The organism is Pseudomonas sp. SWRI179 (assembly GCF_014268705.1).
GTDB lineage: Bacteria > Pseudomonadota > Gammaproteobacteria > Pseudomonadales > Pseudomonadaceae > Aquipseudomonas > Aquipseudomonas zanjanensis.
The window spans coordinates 35,656-53,411 of the sequence record NZ_JABWRA010000008.1; the positions used below are offsets into that span (position 1 = coordinate 35,656).

The window sequence follows — 17,756 nt, forward strand, 5'->3', positions numbered from 1 at the left end:
CGAAAAAAAACCCGCGCGGCGGCGGGTTTTATCTGACAGCGGAGGGGTTAACGGGCGTACATGCCCCACCAGAAGACGTGACCGAGGATGACGATTTGCTCGTCCTGCATTTCCTGGAACGTGTAGTCCTCATCCGGGTGTTCATCGCGATTGAAGCTACGCAGGCGGATGCCGGTGGGCAGGCGGTAAAGCTGCTTCACCCGCAGTTGGCCGTTGTGATTGATGGCGTAGAGGTCACCATCGACGATGTCGCCGATCCCGCATTTGCCCGCATTCACTCCTACCGTGGCGCCGTCGCGCAGCACCGGCAACATGCTGTTGCCGCGCACCGTCACGCATTTGGCCTGGTCGAACTGCACACCGTTGTGGCGCAGGCTGCGCTTGCCGAACCGCAGGCTGGAGCGCTCGCTCTCCTCGATGACGAATCTTCCTGATCCAGCAGCCAATTCAACCTCACGCAGAAAAGGGACCGACACCTCGTCTTCTTCGACGGGTGTTTCGTCGTCCCACAGGCTTATGTCCTTGAGTTCGGAATGCGGCTCGTCGCGGCGGGCATTGCCGACGGGCACAACGTCGGCGCGCCCGCGCAACTGGTCGGTGCTCACGGCAAAATATTCGGCGATCTTCGAGATGTGTTTATCCGAAGGGTCGACGATCTTGCCGCTGAGGATCCGCGAGAGGGTGGACTGAGGCACGCCGGTACGCCGGTGAAGCTCCGTGGGGGAGATCCCGTGCTGATCGAGCAATGCTCTTAATACGGTCGAAACGTTGCGTTTTTGCATAACGCGCATAGTGCTTGTTCTTTTCGCAGAAGACAAATGCTGTTTTGCATAAATATGCAATTCCAACCAGTTGCATTCATTGTGGCGAGGGAGCTTGCTCCCGCTTGACCGGGCTGGCGCTCCAGTGCGAAGCGCTCACAAAAGGGTCTGCTGCGCAGCCCAGCGGGAGCAAGCTCCCTCGCCACGGAATCGCCCTACACGCCGTTGGGAAAAGGCTCCAAAGCCGTCCTTCAAATATGCGACGCAAGGCTACGTTTTCTTGCGCCTCTGCCTACAACTACGCCAGAATCCGCCGGCTTGTGCGCCTTGGGGGCCACCGGTACTTTTGATCCTGTCACTGCCCATCAGTGATCGGGTTTAGTAGCCCGGTATTTCCAAGATGTACATCGCTCCATCCAAGTCAGGTATTCCTATTCCTGCATTCGATGGTAGCTGTGCGCAGGGCGCCCTCGGGTGCGCCGGTTTCTTGGATCCCCGGTCTACTAACCTGCGTACAGCTGCCACCCATTTCGTTTAGTAGCGAATCGGTGATGGCTCCCACTTCGAGGATCCAAGCATCATGAGCAAGAACACCCCAAATCCCCCAGACGATCACGTCTCCCGCAGCCAATCGGCCAACGCCAAGAAACTCGACGACGCGGCAACCCGCGCCCTGGACTATTACCTCAAGCCGAAAACCGACAAGGAAACCGCTGACACGCCCGACACCCTTTTCATCATCGCCCCCAACGTCGACGCCGAATGCCTGCTCGCCAACCTCAGCGAAACCCTGGCCTCGGCCAACGCCATGGTCAGTGACCTGGCATTCGACCTGAAGGGCTCGCGGCGGAATATCTTGCTGGGGGTTCAACAGATGATCGAGTTGAGCCAGTTGCTGGCGAACCGGGCGTTGGATGTGGTTGAGGTGAGGTAGCACTCATGATGCAAGCCAAGACCTAAGAGAAACCCGAGTCATCACTGTGGGAGCGAGCTTGCTCGCGATGGCGGTAGTCCAGTTACAACTAAGTTGTATTGCCAGCCGTCATCGCGAGCAGGCTCGCTCCCACAATTGGATCGGGGTACAGCCGGAGAGACAGGTCGGCTGTAAGGCCGCCTCGCGAGCAAGCTTTGCTCCTACAGATATGATGGGTGTACGACCGGGAGAGCCAGGTCGGCTACCAGGCCGCCTCGCGGTAGACGTTGATCTCGGCGCCCCATTAACCACGCTGGCTGAACGAAGGTATTGCGCAGTGGGCAACCCGGCATGGATGCCGGGTTAGCCGCGCTGGGCCATGGATGGCCCTTCGCGGCGGCCCACGGAGCAATGCCTTCGTTCAGGCATGCCGAGCCTAGGCGAGGCACCGAGTGGTGGGGCAGGAGCGTTTTGGTTACTTTTGACTGGGCCGGCTTCCGGGCTTCTCAAAAGTGACCCGCCGTCAGGGCGGAACCATAGGTGGCCATTACCGCAGCAACGGATATTCACCCAATCCCAAAAACAGTCATCCCCTGGGTCCCCCCCGACCACCCATGTTAACCTTGCGCCCATCGCGGAAAAGCCGGGCCAATGCCCCTCCTTTTGCCCCACACCTTTCAACGAGCTTCCCTGACACCCATGAATACCGCCGTGAACGACTTGTCCTCCCACACGCCGATGATGCAGCAATACTGGCGCCTGAAGAACCAGCACCCCGACCAGCTGATGTTCTACCGCATGGGCGACTTCTACGAGATCTTCTACGAGGACGCGAAGAAAGCCGCCAAGCTATTGGACATCACCCTGACGGCGCGTGGGCAATCGGCGGGCATGGCGATACCGATGTGTGGGATTCCTTACCACGCGGCGGAAGGTTACCTGGCGAAGCTGGTCAAGCTCGGCGAATCCGTGGTGATCTGCGAGCAAGTCGGTGACCCGGCCACCAGCAAAGGGCCTGTGGAACGCCAAGTCGTGCGGATCATCACACCGGGTACCGTCAGTGACGAAGCCTTGCTCGATGAACGCCGGGACAACCTGATCGCCGCGGTGCTGGGCGACGAACGCCTGTTCGGCCTGGCGGTCCTGGACATCACCAGTGGCAATTTCTCGGTGCTGGAAATCAAGGGCTGGGAAAACCTGCTGGCGGAGCTTGAGCGGGTCAATCCGGTAGAGCTGTTGATTCCCGATGACTGGCCCAAAGACCTGCCAGCGGAAAAACGCCGTGGCGTACGTCGGCGGGCGCCGTGGGATTTCGAGCGCGACTCGGCGCTGAAAAGTCTCTGCCAGCAGTTCTCCACCCAGGATCTCAAGGGCTTCGGTTGCGAGAACCTGACCCTGGCCATCGGCGCGGCCGGTTGCCTGCTGGCCTACGCCAAGGAAACCCAGCGCACCGCCCTGCCCCACTTGCGCAGCCTGCGTCACGAGCGCCTGGATGACACCGTGGTGCTGGACGGCGCGAGCCGACGCAACCTGGAGCTGGACACCAACCTGGCCGGTGGGCGCGACAACACCTTGCAATCGGTGGTGGATCGCTGCCAGACCGCCATGGGCAGCCGCCTGCTGACCCGCTGGCTGAACCGTCCGCTGCGGGACCTGACGGTACTGACAGCGCGCCAGTCATCCATTACTTGCCTGCTGGACCGCTATCGCTTCGAGCAGCTGCAACCGCAGCTCAAGGAAATCGGCGACATCGAGCGGATCCTCGCCCGTATCGGCCTGCGCAACGCCCGTCCCCGTGACTTGGCGCGCTTGCGCGATGCCCTCGGCGCGTTGCCTGAACTGCAGGTGGCGATGACCGACCTCGAAGCGCCGCACCTGCAACAACTGGCACGCACCACCAGCACCTACCCGGAGCTGGCCGCGCTGCTGGAAAAAGCCATTATCGACAACCCGCCGGCGGTGATCCGTGACGGTGGCGTGCTGAAAACCGGCTACGACGCCGAACTCGACGAGCTGCAAGCGCTGAGCGAGAACGCCGGCCAGTTCCTGATCGACCTCGAGGCCCGGGAAAAAGCCCGCACCGGACTGGCCAACCTCAAGGTCGGCTACAACCGAATTCACGGTTACTTCATCGAACTGCCAAGCAAGCAGGCCGAGCAAGCCCCGGCCGACTACGTCCGCCGCCAGACCCTCAAGGGCGCCGAGCGCTTCATCACCCCGGAACTCAAGGCGTTTGAAGACAAGGCGCTGTCGGCCAAGAGTCGCGCCCTGGCCCGGGAAAAGATGCTCTACGAAGCGCTGCTCGAGGATCTGATCAGCCAGTTGCCGCCCCTGCAGGACACCGCCGGCGCCCTGGCGGAACTGGATGTGCTGAGCAACCTGGCTGAACGGGCCTTGAACCTGGACCTCAACTGCCCACGCTTCGTCAGCGAACCATGCATGCGCATCAGCCAGGGTCGTCATCCCGTGGTCGAGCAAGTCCTGACCACGCCGTTCGTGGCCAACGACCTGAGCCTGGACGACAACACCCGCATGCTGGTGATCACCGGTCCGAACATGGGCGGTAAATCCACCTACATGCGCCAGACAGCGTTGATCGTGCTGCTGGCCCACATTGGCAGCTTCGTCCCGGCGGCCAGTTGCGAATTGTCCTTGGTGGACCGCATCTTTACCCGGATCGGCTCCAGTGATGACCTGGCCGGTGGGCGCTCGACATTCATGGTGGAAATGAGCGAAACCGCGAATATCCTGCACAACGCCACCGAACGCAGCCTGGTGCTGATGGACGAAGTCGGCCGCGGCACCAGCACCTTCGACGGCTTGTCCCTGGCCTGGGCCGCGGCCGAACGCCTCGCGCACCTGCGGGCCTACACATTGTTCGCCACCCATTATTTCGAACTCACCGTGTTGCCGGAAAGCCAGCCGCTGGTGGCCAACGTCCACCTCAACGCCACCGAGCACAACGAGCGCATCGTCTTCCTGCACCACGTGCTGCCCGGCCCGGCCAGCCAGAGCTATGGCTTGGCGGTGGCGCAACTGGCCGGCGTGCCGAGCGAAGTGATCAGCCGTGCCCGCGAGCACCTGAGCCGCCTGGAAACCACCAGCCTGCCCCACGAAGCACCACGCCCGACCAAAGGCAAACCGGCCGCGCCACAGCAAAGCGACCTGTTCGCCAGCCTGCCGCATCCGGTGCTCGATGAACTGGCCAAGCTCGATGTGGACGACCTGACTCCGCGTCGGGCGCTCGAATTGCTCTATACATTGAAGACACGGATCTAACGCACAGGCTTTCAAGCTGTTAGAATCTCGCGCGGTTTGGGATGCTGCGGACTATTAGCCTGGTTCGCAGACTACCGCTCCCAAACCTCGCGACCCCGCCGTGAAGGGGCTTCGCGACAGCCGCCTGAGGAGAGAATTAGAAATGACCTTCGTCGTCACCGACAACTGCATCAAGTGCAAGTACACCGACTGCGTAGAAGTGTGTCCGGTGGACTGCTTTTACGAAGGGCCGAATTTCCTGGTCATTCACCCGGACGAGTGCATCGACTGCGCCCTGTGTGAACCGGAATGCCCGGCAAATGCCATTTTCTCGGAAGACGAAGTGCCGACCGGCATGGAGAATTTCATCGAGCTGAACGCCGAACTGGCGGACATCTGGCCGAACATCACCGAGAAGAAAGACGCCCTGCCGGACGCTGAAGAGTGGGATGGCAAACCAGGCAAGATCGCAGACCTCGAGCGCTGATCTTTCCGGCGTCACCAAAAGGCCCCTTGCGGGCCTTTTTGCTTTTTCGGATCAAGAAATCGCAGGCAAAAAAAAGGGGCGGTTTGACCCGCCCACATTTTTTCCCTAATCCCTTTAATCCTATTCATCGTCCTGATGAATCGCATCCTGCGATGTCCTTCCGTTCCCATCGTCCTTGACGGGTGTGTCTGTCCGTCGACACAGGGCTGATATTAGTGTCTTCCCAGGCGAGTGCAACGCGGGTGATACAGGTGGCTTGCTCTGTAACACGATATTCATCAACAAATTTTCCTTATAAATCAGTTAAATATAAAAAGATCACGGGATTTATAGCTGTCTGTCCTGGCGATGAGAAACCGATCGCTTACGCAACACTAGGCAAATGCTTACAAGCTGAACCTATAAATGGAGCTGGGTTGGGGAAACGATGCTTCAGATATGCAGAAGCATTCGAACCAGTCGTGATGTTCTATAGTTTTACGAGCGGGGGGGTCAGGGGTGGTGTGTATATCCGTTGCTGCGGTAACGGCCACTTAGGGTTCCGCCCTTACGGCGGGTCACTTTTGGAAGAGCCGGGAGCCGGACCAGCCAAAAGTAACCAAAAACGCTTTGCCCCACCACTCGGCACCTCGCTTAGGCTCGGTGTGCCCTCACTCCGGCATTGCTCCGTGGGCCGCCGCGAAGGGCCATCCATGGCCCAGCGCGGCTATCCCGGCATCCATGCCGGGATGCCCACTACGCAATGCCTGCGTTCGGCCAGCGTGGTTTAACGGGGCGTCCAGATCAAGATCAAGATCCAAAGCAAGAGCAAGAGCAAACGGGGCATAGGCCGGCACTTATGTGGCTGAGCCACCGCTATCGCGAGCAAGCTCGCACACACTGGATCTTCAGCGGACACAAAATTCATGTGCACCGCAAAACCTGTGGGAGCGGGCTTGCTCGCGAAGAGGCCAGCCCGTCCAACATCTTCATCGACTGTGACATCGTCTTCGCGAGCAGGCTCGCTCCCACAATAGGCCTGCAGCCAGACACGAGACTCATGGGCACCTGGATCACCTGTGGGAGCGAGCCTGCTCGCGATGACACCGGCACCTCCACATCACTGCAAACTGACACACCGCCTTCGCGAGCAAGCCCGCTCCCACAGGGGAAATGCGGTCTCACCAAGAACCAGGTCGGCGACAAGGCCACATCGTTTTTGAAACGGATATACCCCCAAACCCAAGCCCAAAAAAACGGCACTTCCCATTTCTGGGAAGCACCGCTTTTTCAAACTGCACAGCATCACCGCCAGCAAGGGCGCGTTTCTGATGCACTTACCTCGGTGTTATTGAAACAACGACTCACTCGACAAGCCGTTCTTCTCCAGGATCTCCCGCAAACGCTTGAGACCTTCAACCTGGATCTGCCTGACCCGCTCACGCGTCAATCCAATTTCCAGCCCGACATCTTCAAGCGTGCTGCTTTCATGCCCCCGCAAGCCAAAGCGGCGAATCACCACTTCCCGTTGCTTGTCGGTCAACTCCGAGAGCCATTGGTCGATGCTCTGGGACAGGTCATCATCCTGAAGCAGTTCACACGGGTCAGTGGGCCGATCATCCGTGAGGGTATCCAGCAGGGTTTTATCCGAGTCCGGCCCCAGGGAAACGTCTACCGAGGAAACCCGCTCGTTAAGCCCAAGCATGCGCTTGACCTCACCCACCGGTTTTTCCAGCAGGTTGGCGATTTCCTCAGGTGAAGGTTCATGATCGAGTTTCTGGGTCAACTCACGGGCGGCCCGCAGGTAGACGTTCAGTTCCTTGACCACATGAATCGGCAACCGGATCGTCCGGGTCTGGTTCATGATCGCCCGTTCGATGGTCTGGCGGATCCACCAGGTGGCGTAGGTCGAGAAACGGAAGCCGCGCTCAGGGTCGAATTTCTCGACGGCGCGAATCAGGCCCAGGTTGCCCTCTTCGATCAGGTCCAGCAGCGAAAGCCCTCGATTGACGTAGCGTCGGGCGATTTTCACCACCAGGCGCAGGTTGCTTTCAATCATGCGTTTTCGACCGGCCGGGTCACCACTTTGCGACAGCCGCGCAAAATGAACTTCTTCCTCGGGGGAGAGCAGTGGCGAGAAACCGATTTCGTTGAGGTACAGCTGAGTGGCGTCCAGCGCCCGGGTGTAATCGATGTACTTATGTTGTTTAAGTGAAGCGGAGTGTTTGGATTTGGCACGAACGGAAGGTGGAGTCGCCCCTTCATCATTCGACATCGAATCCATAGCGATGCCGGTCTCCATAAGGAGAACCTCATCGTCGATGTCAAACTCCGGCACTTCTTTACTGAGAGCCATTGTTATAGTCCTTTGGTGAGTTCGACCTCAAGCTCGAGCGACGCCTTTATCCTTGGCAACGCTGGAGCCTGTTCCCTCTACGTGACGGAACAGGCTGACAATCAAATCAACGACGTGGCAGGAATTGCAGCGGATCGACTGGTTTACCTTGCCGGCGAATCTCAAAATGCAGTTTCACCCGGTCTGTTCCCGTTGATCCCATTTCGGCAATTGTCTGTCCGACCTTGACCTGCTGCCCCTCCCGAACCAACAGCCTGCGGTTGTGACCGTAGGCACTGACGTAGGTATCGCTGTGTTTGATGATGACGAGTTCGCCGTAGCCCCTCAAACCACTCCCGGCGTACACAACCGTGCCATCAGACGCAGCTAAAACAGGCTGTCCCAAATCCCCGGCGATATCAATTCCTTTATTCAAACTACCGTTTGAAGAGAATTTTCCAATGAGAACGCCATTAGAAGGCCATCCCCAGCCTGTCGGGGCGGGGCCCGCGGGAGGCATCGGAGCAGGGGTCGGTTTGCTCGCGACGGACGGTACTACAGCCGTTCCAGCCCCCGCTGGCCGGCGGATGACCGTGGTTTTGCTCGACGACGAAGGCGTCGAACCCGACTGCGTCACCACCGCGGTAGGCGTTGAACCGCTACGGCCATCGAAACGAATCGTCTGACCGGGGTGAATCGTATAAGGCGCAGGAATGTTGTTCCGTGCCGCGAGGGCCTTGTAGTCCCAGCCGTAGCGAAAAGCGATGGAGAACAGCGTATCGCCGCGACGGACTACATATTGGCCGGTCGTTACCGTAGGACGTTGAGGTGTTGCGCTGTTGCGATCGACAACCCGGACATTGCTCGACGGCGTACTGGAACAACCGACCAGCAAAGTGCTCAAGACAAGGCCAGTCACCAGGCGCTGAAAGCTCGTGATACCCATACGCTGCGCAATGACTGTGAGACTCACCCGCCGCTCCCTTTGTGGTGGCTGAAAAATTGGAGGCTGCCTGTCCAGGCAGCGTTCATACAAATATAGCTGGCGACGACTGCGCCTCTATTAATGAAGCGCAACTCACCACCGCACACGTTTGCTCGACGCCATTGGGCTCTGTTCAGCGAATCGATCCCGCTGTAAGACACAGGCGTGGCCACGGAATTCAGCGTCTGTATATAAATGCTCAGGCCAACGGCCCATTGAGTAACGGCACAAACCGAACCGCCCCCAGGACGTGTCGCGAAAAACCGTGTTCCTCGCGCACGATCAGCATCAGTTGCTGAACCTCGCCGGCACCCACCGGGATGACCAGCCGTCCACCGGGGGCGAGCTGATCCAACAGGGCTTGAGGCACGTCGGTGGCCACGGCGGTGACGATGATGCCGTTGTAGGGCGCCAAGGCCGGCCAACCTTCCCAGCCATCGCCCCAACGAAACACCACGTTGCGCAGGTTCAGCTCCACTAGGCGTTCCTTGGCGCGATCCTGCAGGACCTTGATCCGCTCCACGGAAAACACCCGCTCGACCAGTTGCGACAACACCGCCGTCTGGTAACCCGAACCGGTGCCGATCTCCATCACCTTGTCCAGCGGTCCCGCCTCCAGCAGCAACTCGCTCATGCGGGCCACCATGTACGGCTGGGAAATGGTCTGGTTGTGGCCAATCGGCAACGCCGTGTCTTCATAGGCGCGATGGGCCAGGGCTTCATCGACGAACAGATGCCGCGGCGTGCGGCGGATCACCTCCAACACTTGGGCGTTGGACAAGCCTTCTTCGTAGAGACGCTGGATCAGTCGTTCACGGGTGCGCTGGGAGGTCATGCCGATTCCACGGCGCAGCATATCGTCTTGCTCACGAGCCATCAGCGCAGCCCCTCCAGCCAGCCATCGAGACTTCGGAAGGCATCGTTGAAGGTACGATCGAGTTGCAACGGCGTGATCGAGACATAACCTTGCATCACCGCATGGAAATCAGTACCCGGCCCGCCATCCTCGGCATCACCGGCGGCGGCGATCCAGTAACCGGCCTTGCCGCGCGGGTCGACGACGTGCATCGGTTTGGCGGCGCGGGCACGATGGCCCAGGCGCGTGAGTTGGATGCCACGGATGTGATCGAGCGGCAGGTTGGGGATGTTCACGTTCAGTACCGTGCGTGGCGGCAAGTCCAACTCGCCATGGGCTTCGACCAGTTTACGGGCGAAGTAGGCCGCGGTCGGCAAGTTATCGACCTGCCGGGAAACGAACGAAAAGGCGAACGACGGCTTTTCCAGGAAGCGACCTTCCAGGGCAGCGGCAACCGTGCCGGAATACAACACGTCATCCCCCAGGTTGGCCCCCAGGTTGATCCCCGAGGCCACCATGTCCGGCTCACGCTCCAGCAAGCCATTGAGGCCCAGGTGCACGCAATCGGTTGGGGTGCCGTTGAGGCTGATGAAGCCGTTGTCCAGATAGCAGGGATGCAAAGGACGGTCGAGCGTCAGCGAGCTGCTGGCGCCGCTTTTGTCCTGGTCCGGGGCGATGACCACGCACTCGGCAAAATCCGCCAGCGCAGCATAAAGCGCGGCAAGACCGGGTGCTGTCACCCCGTCGTCGTTAGAAATCAGAATACGCATGGGCTGTCCGTCTGCCCCACCGGCACCAGATCGACGAGTTCGCGCACCAAGACAGTGGCGAAACATCCGGCCGGCAGGACGAATTCCAGTTGCAGAATGTCAGGCGAGGGATAATGCCACGACAGCCCGCCAATGGGCAGTCGCAGGATGCGACGTTCGTGACTCATTCCCGCGTTTATCAACCAGTCGCGCAAATCCGCTTCGCCTTCGGCGATAGCCTGCTCCAACTCGAAGACCACGCCAGCGGCGGGCGAAGGTCCTTCGCCCCACTGCGGCCCGGTCGGGTGCAGGTCGAGAATCGCCAGGCGCGGATCGCTGCACTCAGCCTCCCCGGCGGGGAAAAAACTGCGGCTGTCGGTAAAGGCGAGCAGGTCGCCTACCTGGGCACGCTGCCAGGTCCCGTCGGCGACCCGCGCCGCCAGCACCCGGTTGAACAGGAAACTGCGGGCGGTGGATAACAGCCGCGAGCGTACATTGCGCTGTTCCGGCAACGCCTTGCGCGCGGCCCAGGCACGGGCATCGACGACATTGCCGCCGTCATGGCCGAAGCGCTGGGCGCCAAAATAATTGGGGATGCCCTGGCGGACAATCTGTTGCAGCCGCGCGTCGATCGCCGCCACGTCGCCCTTGAATTGAGTCAGGCGCAAGGTAAAGCCATTGGCCGAGTGCGCACCGCGTTGCAGCTTGCGCCGATGGCGTGCGGTCTTGAGGATTTTCAGCGTGTCGTTCTCTGCCGCCGACAAGTCGGGATCGGCCTTGCCTGGCAATTGCACACTGAACCATTGGCGGGTCAGGGCCTGACGGTCCTTGAGCCCGGCATAGCTGACGGTGCGCAACGGCACGCCGGCGGCCTTGGCGATTCGACGGGCGGCCTCTTCGGTATTCAAGCCGCGTTTTTCAACCCAGATCCACAAGTGTTCGCCATCGCCGGTCAACGGGATATCGAGCACTTCATCGACCTGGAAATCTTCAGCGCTGGCCTTGAGTACCGCACTGCCCAACGACTCGCCGTAGGCCCGCGGCCCCAACAATTCCAGTTCGGTCATGGGCGCAGCAACAAGGCAACGGAGTGGACGGCAATGCCTTCTTCGCGACCGACGAAACCCAGCTTCTCGGTGGTGGTGGCTTTCACGTTCACTTGGTCCAACTCAACTTGAAGATCCTCGGCGATCAACTGGCGCATCGCCTCGATGTGCGGGGCCATTTTTGGGGACTGGGCCACGATGGTGTTATCGACATTGCCGACTTTCCAGCCCTTGGCGTGGATCAGCGCGACCACATGGCGCAACAGCACACGGCTGTCGGCACCCTTGAATTGCGGGTCGGTGTCGGGGAAGTGCTTGCCGATGTCACCCAGGGCTGCGGCACCGAGCAGTGCATCGCTCAAGGCGTGCAGCAGGACATCACCGTCAGAATGCGCGAGCAGCCCGAAGCCGTGTGCGATCCGCACGCCGCCCAGAGTAATGAAGTCGCCTTCAGCGAAACGGTGAACATCGTAGCCGTGGCCAATACGCATAAAAAAACGCCCCGATTTTTGTCAGGGCGTGATTCTACCTGCATTAGGCGTTTAGAGCGCGCGCATGATGCTGCAAGTGGTCGTCAATGAAGCTGGCGATGAAGAAGTAGCTGTGGTCGTAGCCTGGTTGCAGGCGCAGCTCCAACGGATGATCGGCGGATTTGGCCGCCTGTTGCAACGCTTCGGGCTTGAGTTGGTTGGCCAGGAAATCATCGCGATCGCCCTGGTCCACCAGCAATGGCAGCTTCTCCTGCGCCTCGGCAATCAATGCACAGGCATCCCATTCCCGCCATTTCGAGCGGTCCTCTCCCAGATAACGGGAGAAAGCCTTCTGGCCCCATGGGCAATCCATCGGGTTGTTGATCGGCGAAAAGGCCGACACCGAACGGTAACGCCCCGGGTTGCGCAAGGCGCAGACCAGCGCGCCGTGGCCGCCCATGGAGTGACCGCTGATGCCGCGTTTGTCCGAAGCCGGGAAATGCGCTTCGACCAGCGCCGGCAATTCCTGCACCACGTAGTCATGCATCCGATAGTGCCGCGCCCACGGATCCTGCGTGGCGTTCAGATAAAAACCAGCCCCCAGGCCGAAGTCCCAGGCATTGTCCGGGTCGCCGGGCACGTCAGCGCCGCGGGGGCTGGTGTCCGGCGCGACAATGATCAGGCCCAGCTCGGCGGCCATGCGCTGGGCGCCAGCCTTTTGCATGAAGTTCTCGTCGGTGCAGGTCAGCCCGGACAGCCAATACAGCACCGGCAACTTGCCGCCCTGCTCCGCTTGCGGCGGCAGGTACACGGCAAACACCATGTCACAACCGAGCACGTCGGAACGGTGCCGGTAACGCTTGTGCCAGCCGCCGAAGCTTTTCTGGCAAGAGATGTTTTCGAGGTTCATTGGCATTTCAGCTGCAAGCGACAAGCTTCAAGCTGCAAGTGGGCGGTGAACCAACTTGCAGCTTATGGCTTGAAGCTTGCGGCTGCTCCTTAAAAATGAATGACGGTACGGATGCTCTTGCCTTCATGCATCAGGTCGAACGCCTTGTTGATATCTTCCAGGCCCATGGTGTGGGTGATGAAGGTATCCAGCGGGATCTCGCCCTTCCCGGCCATTTCCACGTAGCTTGGCAACTCGCTGCGACCACGCACGCCGCCAAAGGCCGAACCGCGCCAGACGCGCCCGGTTACCAACTGGAATGGACGGGTGGCGATTTCCTGGCCGGCCCCGGCCACGCCGATGATCACCGACTCGCCCCAACCTTTGTGGCAGCATTCCAGGGCGGCACGCATCAACTGGACATTGCCGATGCACTCGAAGGAAAAGTCCACGCCGCCGTCCGTCATGTCGACGATGACTTCCTGGATCGGACGGTCGAAGTCTTTCGGGTTGACGCAATCGGTGGCCCCCAGTTGCTTGGCGATTTCGAACTTGGCCGGGTTGATGTCAATGGCGATGATGCGCGCGGCCTTGGCCTTCACGGCGCCGATCACGGCCGACAGGCCGATGCCGCCCAGGCCGAAGATCGCCACGGTGTCACCCGGCTTGACTTTGGCAGTGTTGAGCACCGCGCCGATGCCGGTGGTGACGCCACAACCCAGCAGGCAGACTTTTTCCAGCGGCGCTTCTTTTGGAATCTTGGCGACGGAGATTTCTGGCAGCACGGTGTATTCAGAAAAGGTCGAGGTGCCCATGTAGTGGAAAATCGTCTCGCCCTTGTAGGAAAAGCGCGAGGTGCCGTCCGGCATCAGGCCTTTGCCCTGGGTGGCGCGAATCGCCTGGCAGAGGTTGGTCTTGCCCGACTTGCAGAACTTGCACTGGCCGCACTCCGGCGTGTACAGCGGGATCACATGGTCACCCACCGCCACCGAGGTCACGCCTTCGCCGATGGCTTCGACAATGGCGCCGCCTTCATGACCCAGGATCGACGGGAAGATCCCTTCCGGGTCAGCGCCCGACAAGGTGTAGGCGTCGGTGTGGCAAACACCGGAAGCCACCACGCGCAACAGCACTTCGCCCGCCTTGGGCATGGCCACGTCGACTTCAACGATTTCCAGGGGTTTCTTGGCCTCGAAGGCAACGGCAGCGCGCGACTTGATCATCCGGATTCTCCAGCAAATAAAAACAAGACCGGGAGTGTAATCCTCCACCGGACAATGAATAATCCAGCCAAAAGCAAAACATTATTGCTGTATAGGGATAATCCTGCATGTCTGATAACCGCTGGGAAGGCATCGACGAGTTTGTCGCCGTGGCCGAATGCAGCCAATTCACTGCCGCCGCCGAACGCCTCGGGGTGTCGTCTTCCCATATCAGTCGACAAATCGTACGGCTTGAAGAGCGTCTACAGACGCGCTTGCTCTACCGCAGTACCCGCCGCGTGACACTGACCGAAGCCGGACAAACCTTTTTGCAGCACTGCCAGCGCCTGCAGGACGGACGCGAGGAAGCACTGCGAGCCGTCGGCGACCTGACCAGTGAGCCCAAGGGCATGCTGCGCATGACCTGTGCCGTGGCCTATGGCGAGCGGTTTATCGTGCCGCTGGTGACGCGATTCATGGGGCTTTATCCGCAGCTGCGGGTCGACATCGAGCTGAGTAATCGCCCGCTGGATCTGGTGCATGAGGGCCTGGACCTGGCGATTCGCCTTGGCCGCTTGCAGGACTCGCGCCTGGTCGCCACGCGCCTGGCACCAAGGCGCATGTATTTGTGCGCCTCACCCTCTTACCTGGAACGCTACGGCCGCCCCCATAGCGTGTCGGAGCTGAGCCGCCACAATTGCCTGATCGGCAGCTCCGACATCTGGCAACTGGAGCAGAACGGGCGGGAGTTTTCCCAGCGAGTACAGGGGAACTGGCGCTGCAACAGTGGGCAAGCGGTGCTCGACGCGGCGCTGCAAGGGGTGGGCTTGTGCCAATTGCCGGACTATTACGTGCTGGAACATTTGCACAGCGGTGCGTTGATCTCGCTGCTGGAGGCGCATCAACCGCCGAATACGGCGGTGTGGGCTCTGTATCCGCAGCAGCGGCACCTATCGCCGAAGGTGCGCAAGTTGGTGGATTATTTGAAGGGGGGGTTGGCTGAGCAGCCTGAATATCGGGGTTAGGCCAGTTTCTGCCCGGAGTTTATCCGGTGCCTGCATGATCGCCTTCGCGAGCAAGCCCGCTCCCACATTGACCCTGTGTCTGGCCACACTCTTATGATCAACATAGACCTATTGTGGGAGCGGGCTTGCTCGCGAAGGGCGCGACGCGGTGTTCGAACATAGATAGGAATTTACTAGCGACGATTCGCCCACCGCTGACGCAACCACTCCAGGTCTTCCGGCCGGGTGACCTTGATGTTGTCCGAGCGCCCTTCAATCAACCGAGGCGCCTGCCCCGCCCATTCCATGGCAGAGGCTTCGTCGGTAATCACCGCATCCGCCACCAGGCTGTCAGCCAGGGCCCGATGCAAGGCACCGAGGCGGAACATCTGCGGCGTGTAGGCTTGCCAGATCACGCTGCGATCAACGGTTTCCAGCACACGGCCATGCTTGTCGACGCGCTTGAGGGTGTCGCGCGCCGGGACGGCCAGCAGGCCGCCCACCGGGTCGTTCGCCAACTCGCTAAGCAATGTGTCCAAGTCGTCTCGGGACAGGTTGGGCCGGGCGGCGTCGTGCACCAGCACCCAATCGAAATCATCGGCGCCCTGCTCGTGAAGATGCAACAAGGCATTGAGTACCGAGTCCGAACGTTGCTCGCCACCGTCGACGCGCTGGATGCGTGTGTCGTTGGCACAGGCCAGGGTCGGCCAGTAAGGATCGTCGTGGGCAAGGCTGACCACCACACCCTTGACGGTGGGGTGATCGAGGAAACAGCCGAGGCTGTGTTCAAGAATTGTGCGTCCGCCCAACTGCAGGTATTGCTTGGGACGGTCGGCGGCCATCCGGGCACCAATGCCCGCGGCGGGAATCACGGCCCAGAAGGCCGGTAGACGAATGCTCATTGGGCCAACTGGTAGAGGGTTTCGCCCTCCTTGACCATGCCCAATTCATGGCGAGCCCGCTCTTCAACGGTCTCCATGCCTTTTTTCAACTCGGTCACTTCGGCGTCCATCACCCGATTACGTTCCAGCAACGCCTCGTTCTCAGCGTGTTGATCGGCAATTTGCTGAGTCAGGTCGGCCACTTGCGCCAGGCTGCCATTACCCACCCACAGGCGGTACTGCAGGCCGGCCAGCAACAGGAGCAAGACAAGAAACAACCAATTGGGACTGCGCATCGAATATCAGGTATCCAGTGAAAAAAGACCGCCATGCCAAACTTTGAAGCGTCTGATAGCACGAAGCCTGGAGAACCCAGGCTTGTGCTTGATAAGGCATCAGGTTAGAGGCAAAACCGCCGTCATGGCGACCTTTACGACCTAACCCGCTGTCTTTTTACCATTTACCGCTTAACCGCGAAACTCGGCGCGACCGTTGTACTTGGCCTTGCCATTCAACTGCTCTTCGATACGCAGCAGTTGGTTGTACTTGGAAACGCGGTCGGAGCGGCACAGCGAACCGGTCTTGATCTGGCCTGCCGCGGTGCCCACGGCCAGGTCGGCAATGGTCGAATCTTCGGTTTCACCGGAGCGGTGGGAGATCACGGCGGTGTAGCCGGCAGCCTTGGCCATCTGGATGGCTTCCAGGGTTTCGGTCAGGGTGCCGATCTGGTTGAACTTGATCAGGATCGAGTTGGCGATCTTCTTGTCGATGCCTTCTTTCAGGATCTTGGTGTTGGTCACGAACAGGTCGTCACCCACCAGCTGGGTTTTCTCGCCGATCTTGTCGGTGAGGATTTTCCAGCCGGCCCAGTCGGACTCGTCCAGGCCGTCTTCGATGGAGATGATCGGGTAGCGTTCGGTCAGGCCCTTGAGGTAGTCGGCGAAACCTTCGGCGGTGAACACCTGGCCTTCGCCGGACAGGTTGTACTTGCCGTCTTCGTAGAACTCACTGGCGGCGCAGTCCAGGGCCAGGGTGACGTCGGTGCCCAGCTTGTAGCCAGCGTTGGCCACGGCTTCGGAGATCACTTTCAGCGCGTCTTCGTTGGACGCCAGATTCGGTGCGAAACCGCCTTCGTCGCCAACGGCGGTGCTCAGGCCACGGGCTTTCAGCACGGCCTTGAGGTGATGGAAAATCTCGGTGCCCATGCGCAGGCCTTCGGAGAAGGTCTTGGCGCCAACCGGCTGCACCATGAATTCCTGGATGTCGACGTTGTTATCGGCATGCTCGCCGCCGTTGATGATGTTCATCATCGGCACCGGCATCGAATAGACACCTGGGGTACCGTTGAGGTTGGCGATGTGGGCGTACAGCGGCAGGTCCTGGTCCTGGGCGGCGGCCTTGGCGGCGGCCAGGGACACGGCGAGGATTGCGTTGGCACCCAGGGTGGCTTTGTTCTCGGTACCGTCGAGCTTGATCATCGCGTGATCGAGGGCTTTCTGGTCGGCAGGATCCTTGCCCAGCAAGAGTTCGCGGATCGGACCGTTGATGTTGGCAACGGCTTTGAGCACGCCCTTGCCCAGGTAACGGCTCTTGTCGCCATCACGCAGCTCCAGCGCTTCGCGCGAGCCAGTGGAAGCACCGGACGGCGCGCATGCGCTGCCGATGATGCCGTTGTCGAGAAGCACGTCCGCTTCAACAGTGGGGTTGCCACGGGAGTCGAGAACTTCACGACCTTTGATGTCGACGATTTTTGCCATTGTTGTAAACACTCCAAAGTTGACTAGACGTTGCAGAAAACGTGCTCGCTCTCAGTTGCGATTCAGCCAAAAGAGACCGAATGGGAGCAAGCTCCCTCGCCACAGCAAGCCATGCTCCCACAAGAGCAGTGCGGCCAGCGGGCCAGAGCGATAATCGAGCGGTACTTTACCGGAGAAAACCGCG

General features: G+C 60.2%; 16 protein-coding genes. 4 read left to right on the plus strand and 12 right to left on the minus strand.

Annotated elements, in window-relative coordinates:
- Positions 1-47: 47 nt before the first annotated feature.
- Positions 48-782 (minus strand): XRE family transcriptional regulator, encoded by a 735-nt coding sequence (locus HU767_RS06540; protein ID WP_028237204.1) that lies wholly within the window; start codon positions 780-782, stop codon positions 48-50.
- Positions 783-1,341: 559 nt separating this feature from the next.
- Here HU767_RS06540 and HU767_RS06545 point away from each other — a divergent pair.
- The 3 genes from HU767_RS06545 to fdxA all read left to right on the plus strand — a co-directional run bounded on the left by HU767_RS06545 (position 1,342) and on the right by fdxA (position 5,419).
- Positions 1,342-1,695 carry a DUF6124 family protein gene (locus HU767_RS06545; protein ID WP_186705517.1) on the plus strand — a complete coding sequence of 118 codons (354 nt, stop codon included), beginning with the start codon at positions 1,342-1,344 and terminating at the stop codon, positions 1,693-1,695.
- 690 nt (positions 1,696-2,385) lie between these two features.
- Positions 2,386-4,953: a DNA mismatch repair protein MutS gene (gene mutS, locus HU767_RS06550; protein WP_186705573.1), complete on the plus strand. Its 2,568-nt coding sequence runs from the start codon at positions 2,386-2,388 to the stop codon at positions 4,951-4,953.
- A 142-nt stretch (positions 4,954-5,095) separates the two neighbouring features.
- The gene (gene fdxA, locus HU767_RS06555; RefSeq protein WP_181289193.1) at positions 5,096-5,419 is read left to right on the plus strand and encodes a ferredoxin FdxA; all 324 of its coding nucleotides are present in this window, start codon (positions 5,096-5,098) and stop codon (positions 5,417-5,419) included.
- Positions 5,420-6,746: 1,327 nt separating this feature from the next.
- On the opposite strand, the gene rpoS is transcribed toward fdxA, so the two are convergent.
- The 8 genes from rpoS to HU767_RS06595 form a co-directional block, all read right to left on the minus strand.
- Positions 6,747-7,754: an RNA polymerase sigma factor RpoS gene (gene rpoS, locus HU767_RS06560; RefSeq protein ID WP_003198289.1), complete on the minus strand. Its 1,008-nt coding sequence runs from the start codon at positions 7,752-7,754 to the stop codon at positions 6,747-6,749.
- A gap of 106 nt (positions 7,755-7,860) precedes the next feature.
- A complete protein-coding gene (locus HU767_RS06565) occupies positions 7,861-8,706 on the minus strand; it encodes a peptidoglycan DD-metalloendopeptidase family protein (RefSeq protein WP_186705515.1) in 846 nt (281 codons plus the stop codon).
- Positions 8,707-8,917: 211 nt separating this feature from the next.
- A complete protein-coding gene (locus HU767_RS06570) occupies positions 8,918-9,553 on the minus strand; it encodes a protein-L-isoaspartate(D-aspartate) O-methyltransferase (protein WP_170862085.1) in 636 nt (211 codons plus the stop codon).
- Between the two features lie 41 nt (positions 9,554-9,594).
- Positions 9,595-10,344, minus strand: a complete 750-nt coding sequence (gene surE / locus HU767_RS06575) for a 5'/3'-nucleotidase SurE (protein ID WP_186705514.1) — start codon at positions 10,342-10,344, stop codon at positions 9,595-9,597.
- Positions 10,332-11,390: a tRNA pseudouridine(13) synthase TruD gene (gene truD, locus HU767_RS06580; protein WP_186728900.1), complete on the minus strand. Its 1,059-nt coding sequence runs from the start codon at positions 11,388-11,390 to the stop codon at positions 10,332-10,334. The genes surE and truD overlap by 13 nt, the downstream gene beginning before the upstream one ends.
- On the minus strand, positions 11,387-11,860 hold the full coding sequence (gene ispF, locus HU767_RS06585; protein WP_186705512.1) for a 2-C-methyl-D-erythritol 2,4-cyclodiphosphate synthase: 474 nt from the start codon (positions 11,858-11,860) through the stop codon (positions 11,387-11,389). The genes truD and ispF overlap by 4 nt, the downstream gene beginning before the upstream one ends.
- Positions 11,861-11,903: 43 nt before the next feature.
- Positions 11,904-12,755, minus strand: coding sequence for an S-formylglutathione hydrolase (gene fghA, locus HU767_RS06590; protein WP_186728902.1), 852 nt, complete (start codon positions 12,753-12,755; stop codon positions 11,904-11,906).
- A gap of 83 nt (positions 12,756-12,838) precedes the next feature.
- Positions 12,839-13,951: an S-(hydroxymethyl)glutathione dehydrogenase/class III alcohol dehydrogenase gene (locus HU767_RS06595; protein WP_186705510.1), complete on the minus strand. Its 1,113-nt coding sequence runs from the start codon at positions 13,949-13,951 to the stop codon at positions 12,839-12,841.
- Between the two features lie 107 nt (positions 13,952-14,058).
- Between HU767_RS06595 and HU767_RS06600 the strand changes: the two genes are divergently transcribed.
- Entirely contained in the window at positions 14,059-14,955 is an 897-nt protein-coding gene (locus HU767_RS06600; protein ID WP_186728904.1) for a LysR substrate-binding domain-containing protein, read from the plus strand.
- Between the two features lie 173 nt (positions 14,956-15,128).
- Here the strand turns inward: HU767_RS06600 and ispD are convergent, their stop codons facing one another.
- The 3 genes from ispD to eno form a co-directional block, all read right to left on the minus strand.
- On the minus strand, positions 15,129-15,836 hold the full coding sequence (gene ispD, locus HU767_RS06605; protein ID WP_186728906.1) for a 2-C-methyl-D-erythritol 4-phosphate cytidylyltransferase: 708 nt from the start codon (positions 15,834-15,836) through the stop codon (positions 15,129-15,131).
- Complete coding sequence (gene ftsB / locus HU767_RS06610) at positions 15,833-16,111, minus strand: cell division protein FtsB (protein WP_003184873.1); 279 nt, start codon at positions 16,109-16,111, stop codon at positions 15,833-15,835. Before ftsB ends, ispD begins: the two co-directional genes overlap by 4 nt.
- Positions 16,112-16,282: 171 nt before the next feature.
- On the minus strand, positions 16,283-17,572 hold the full coding sequence (gene eno, locus HU767_RS06615; RefSeq protein ID WP_013692387.1) for a phosphopyruvate hydratase: 1,290 nt from the start codon (positions 17,570-17,572) through the stop codon (positions 16,283-16,285).
- Between the last annotated feature and the right edge of the window lie 184 nt (positions 17,573-17,756).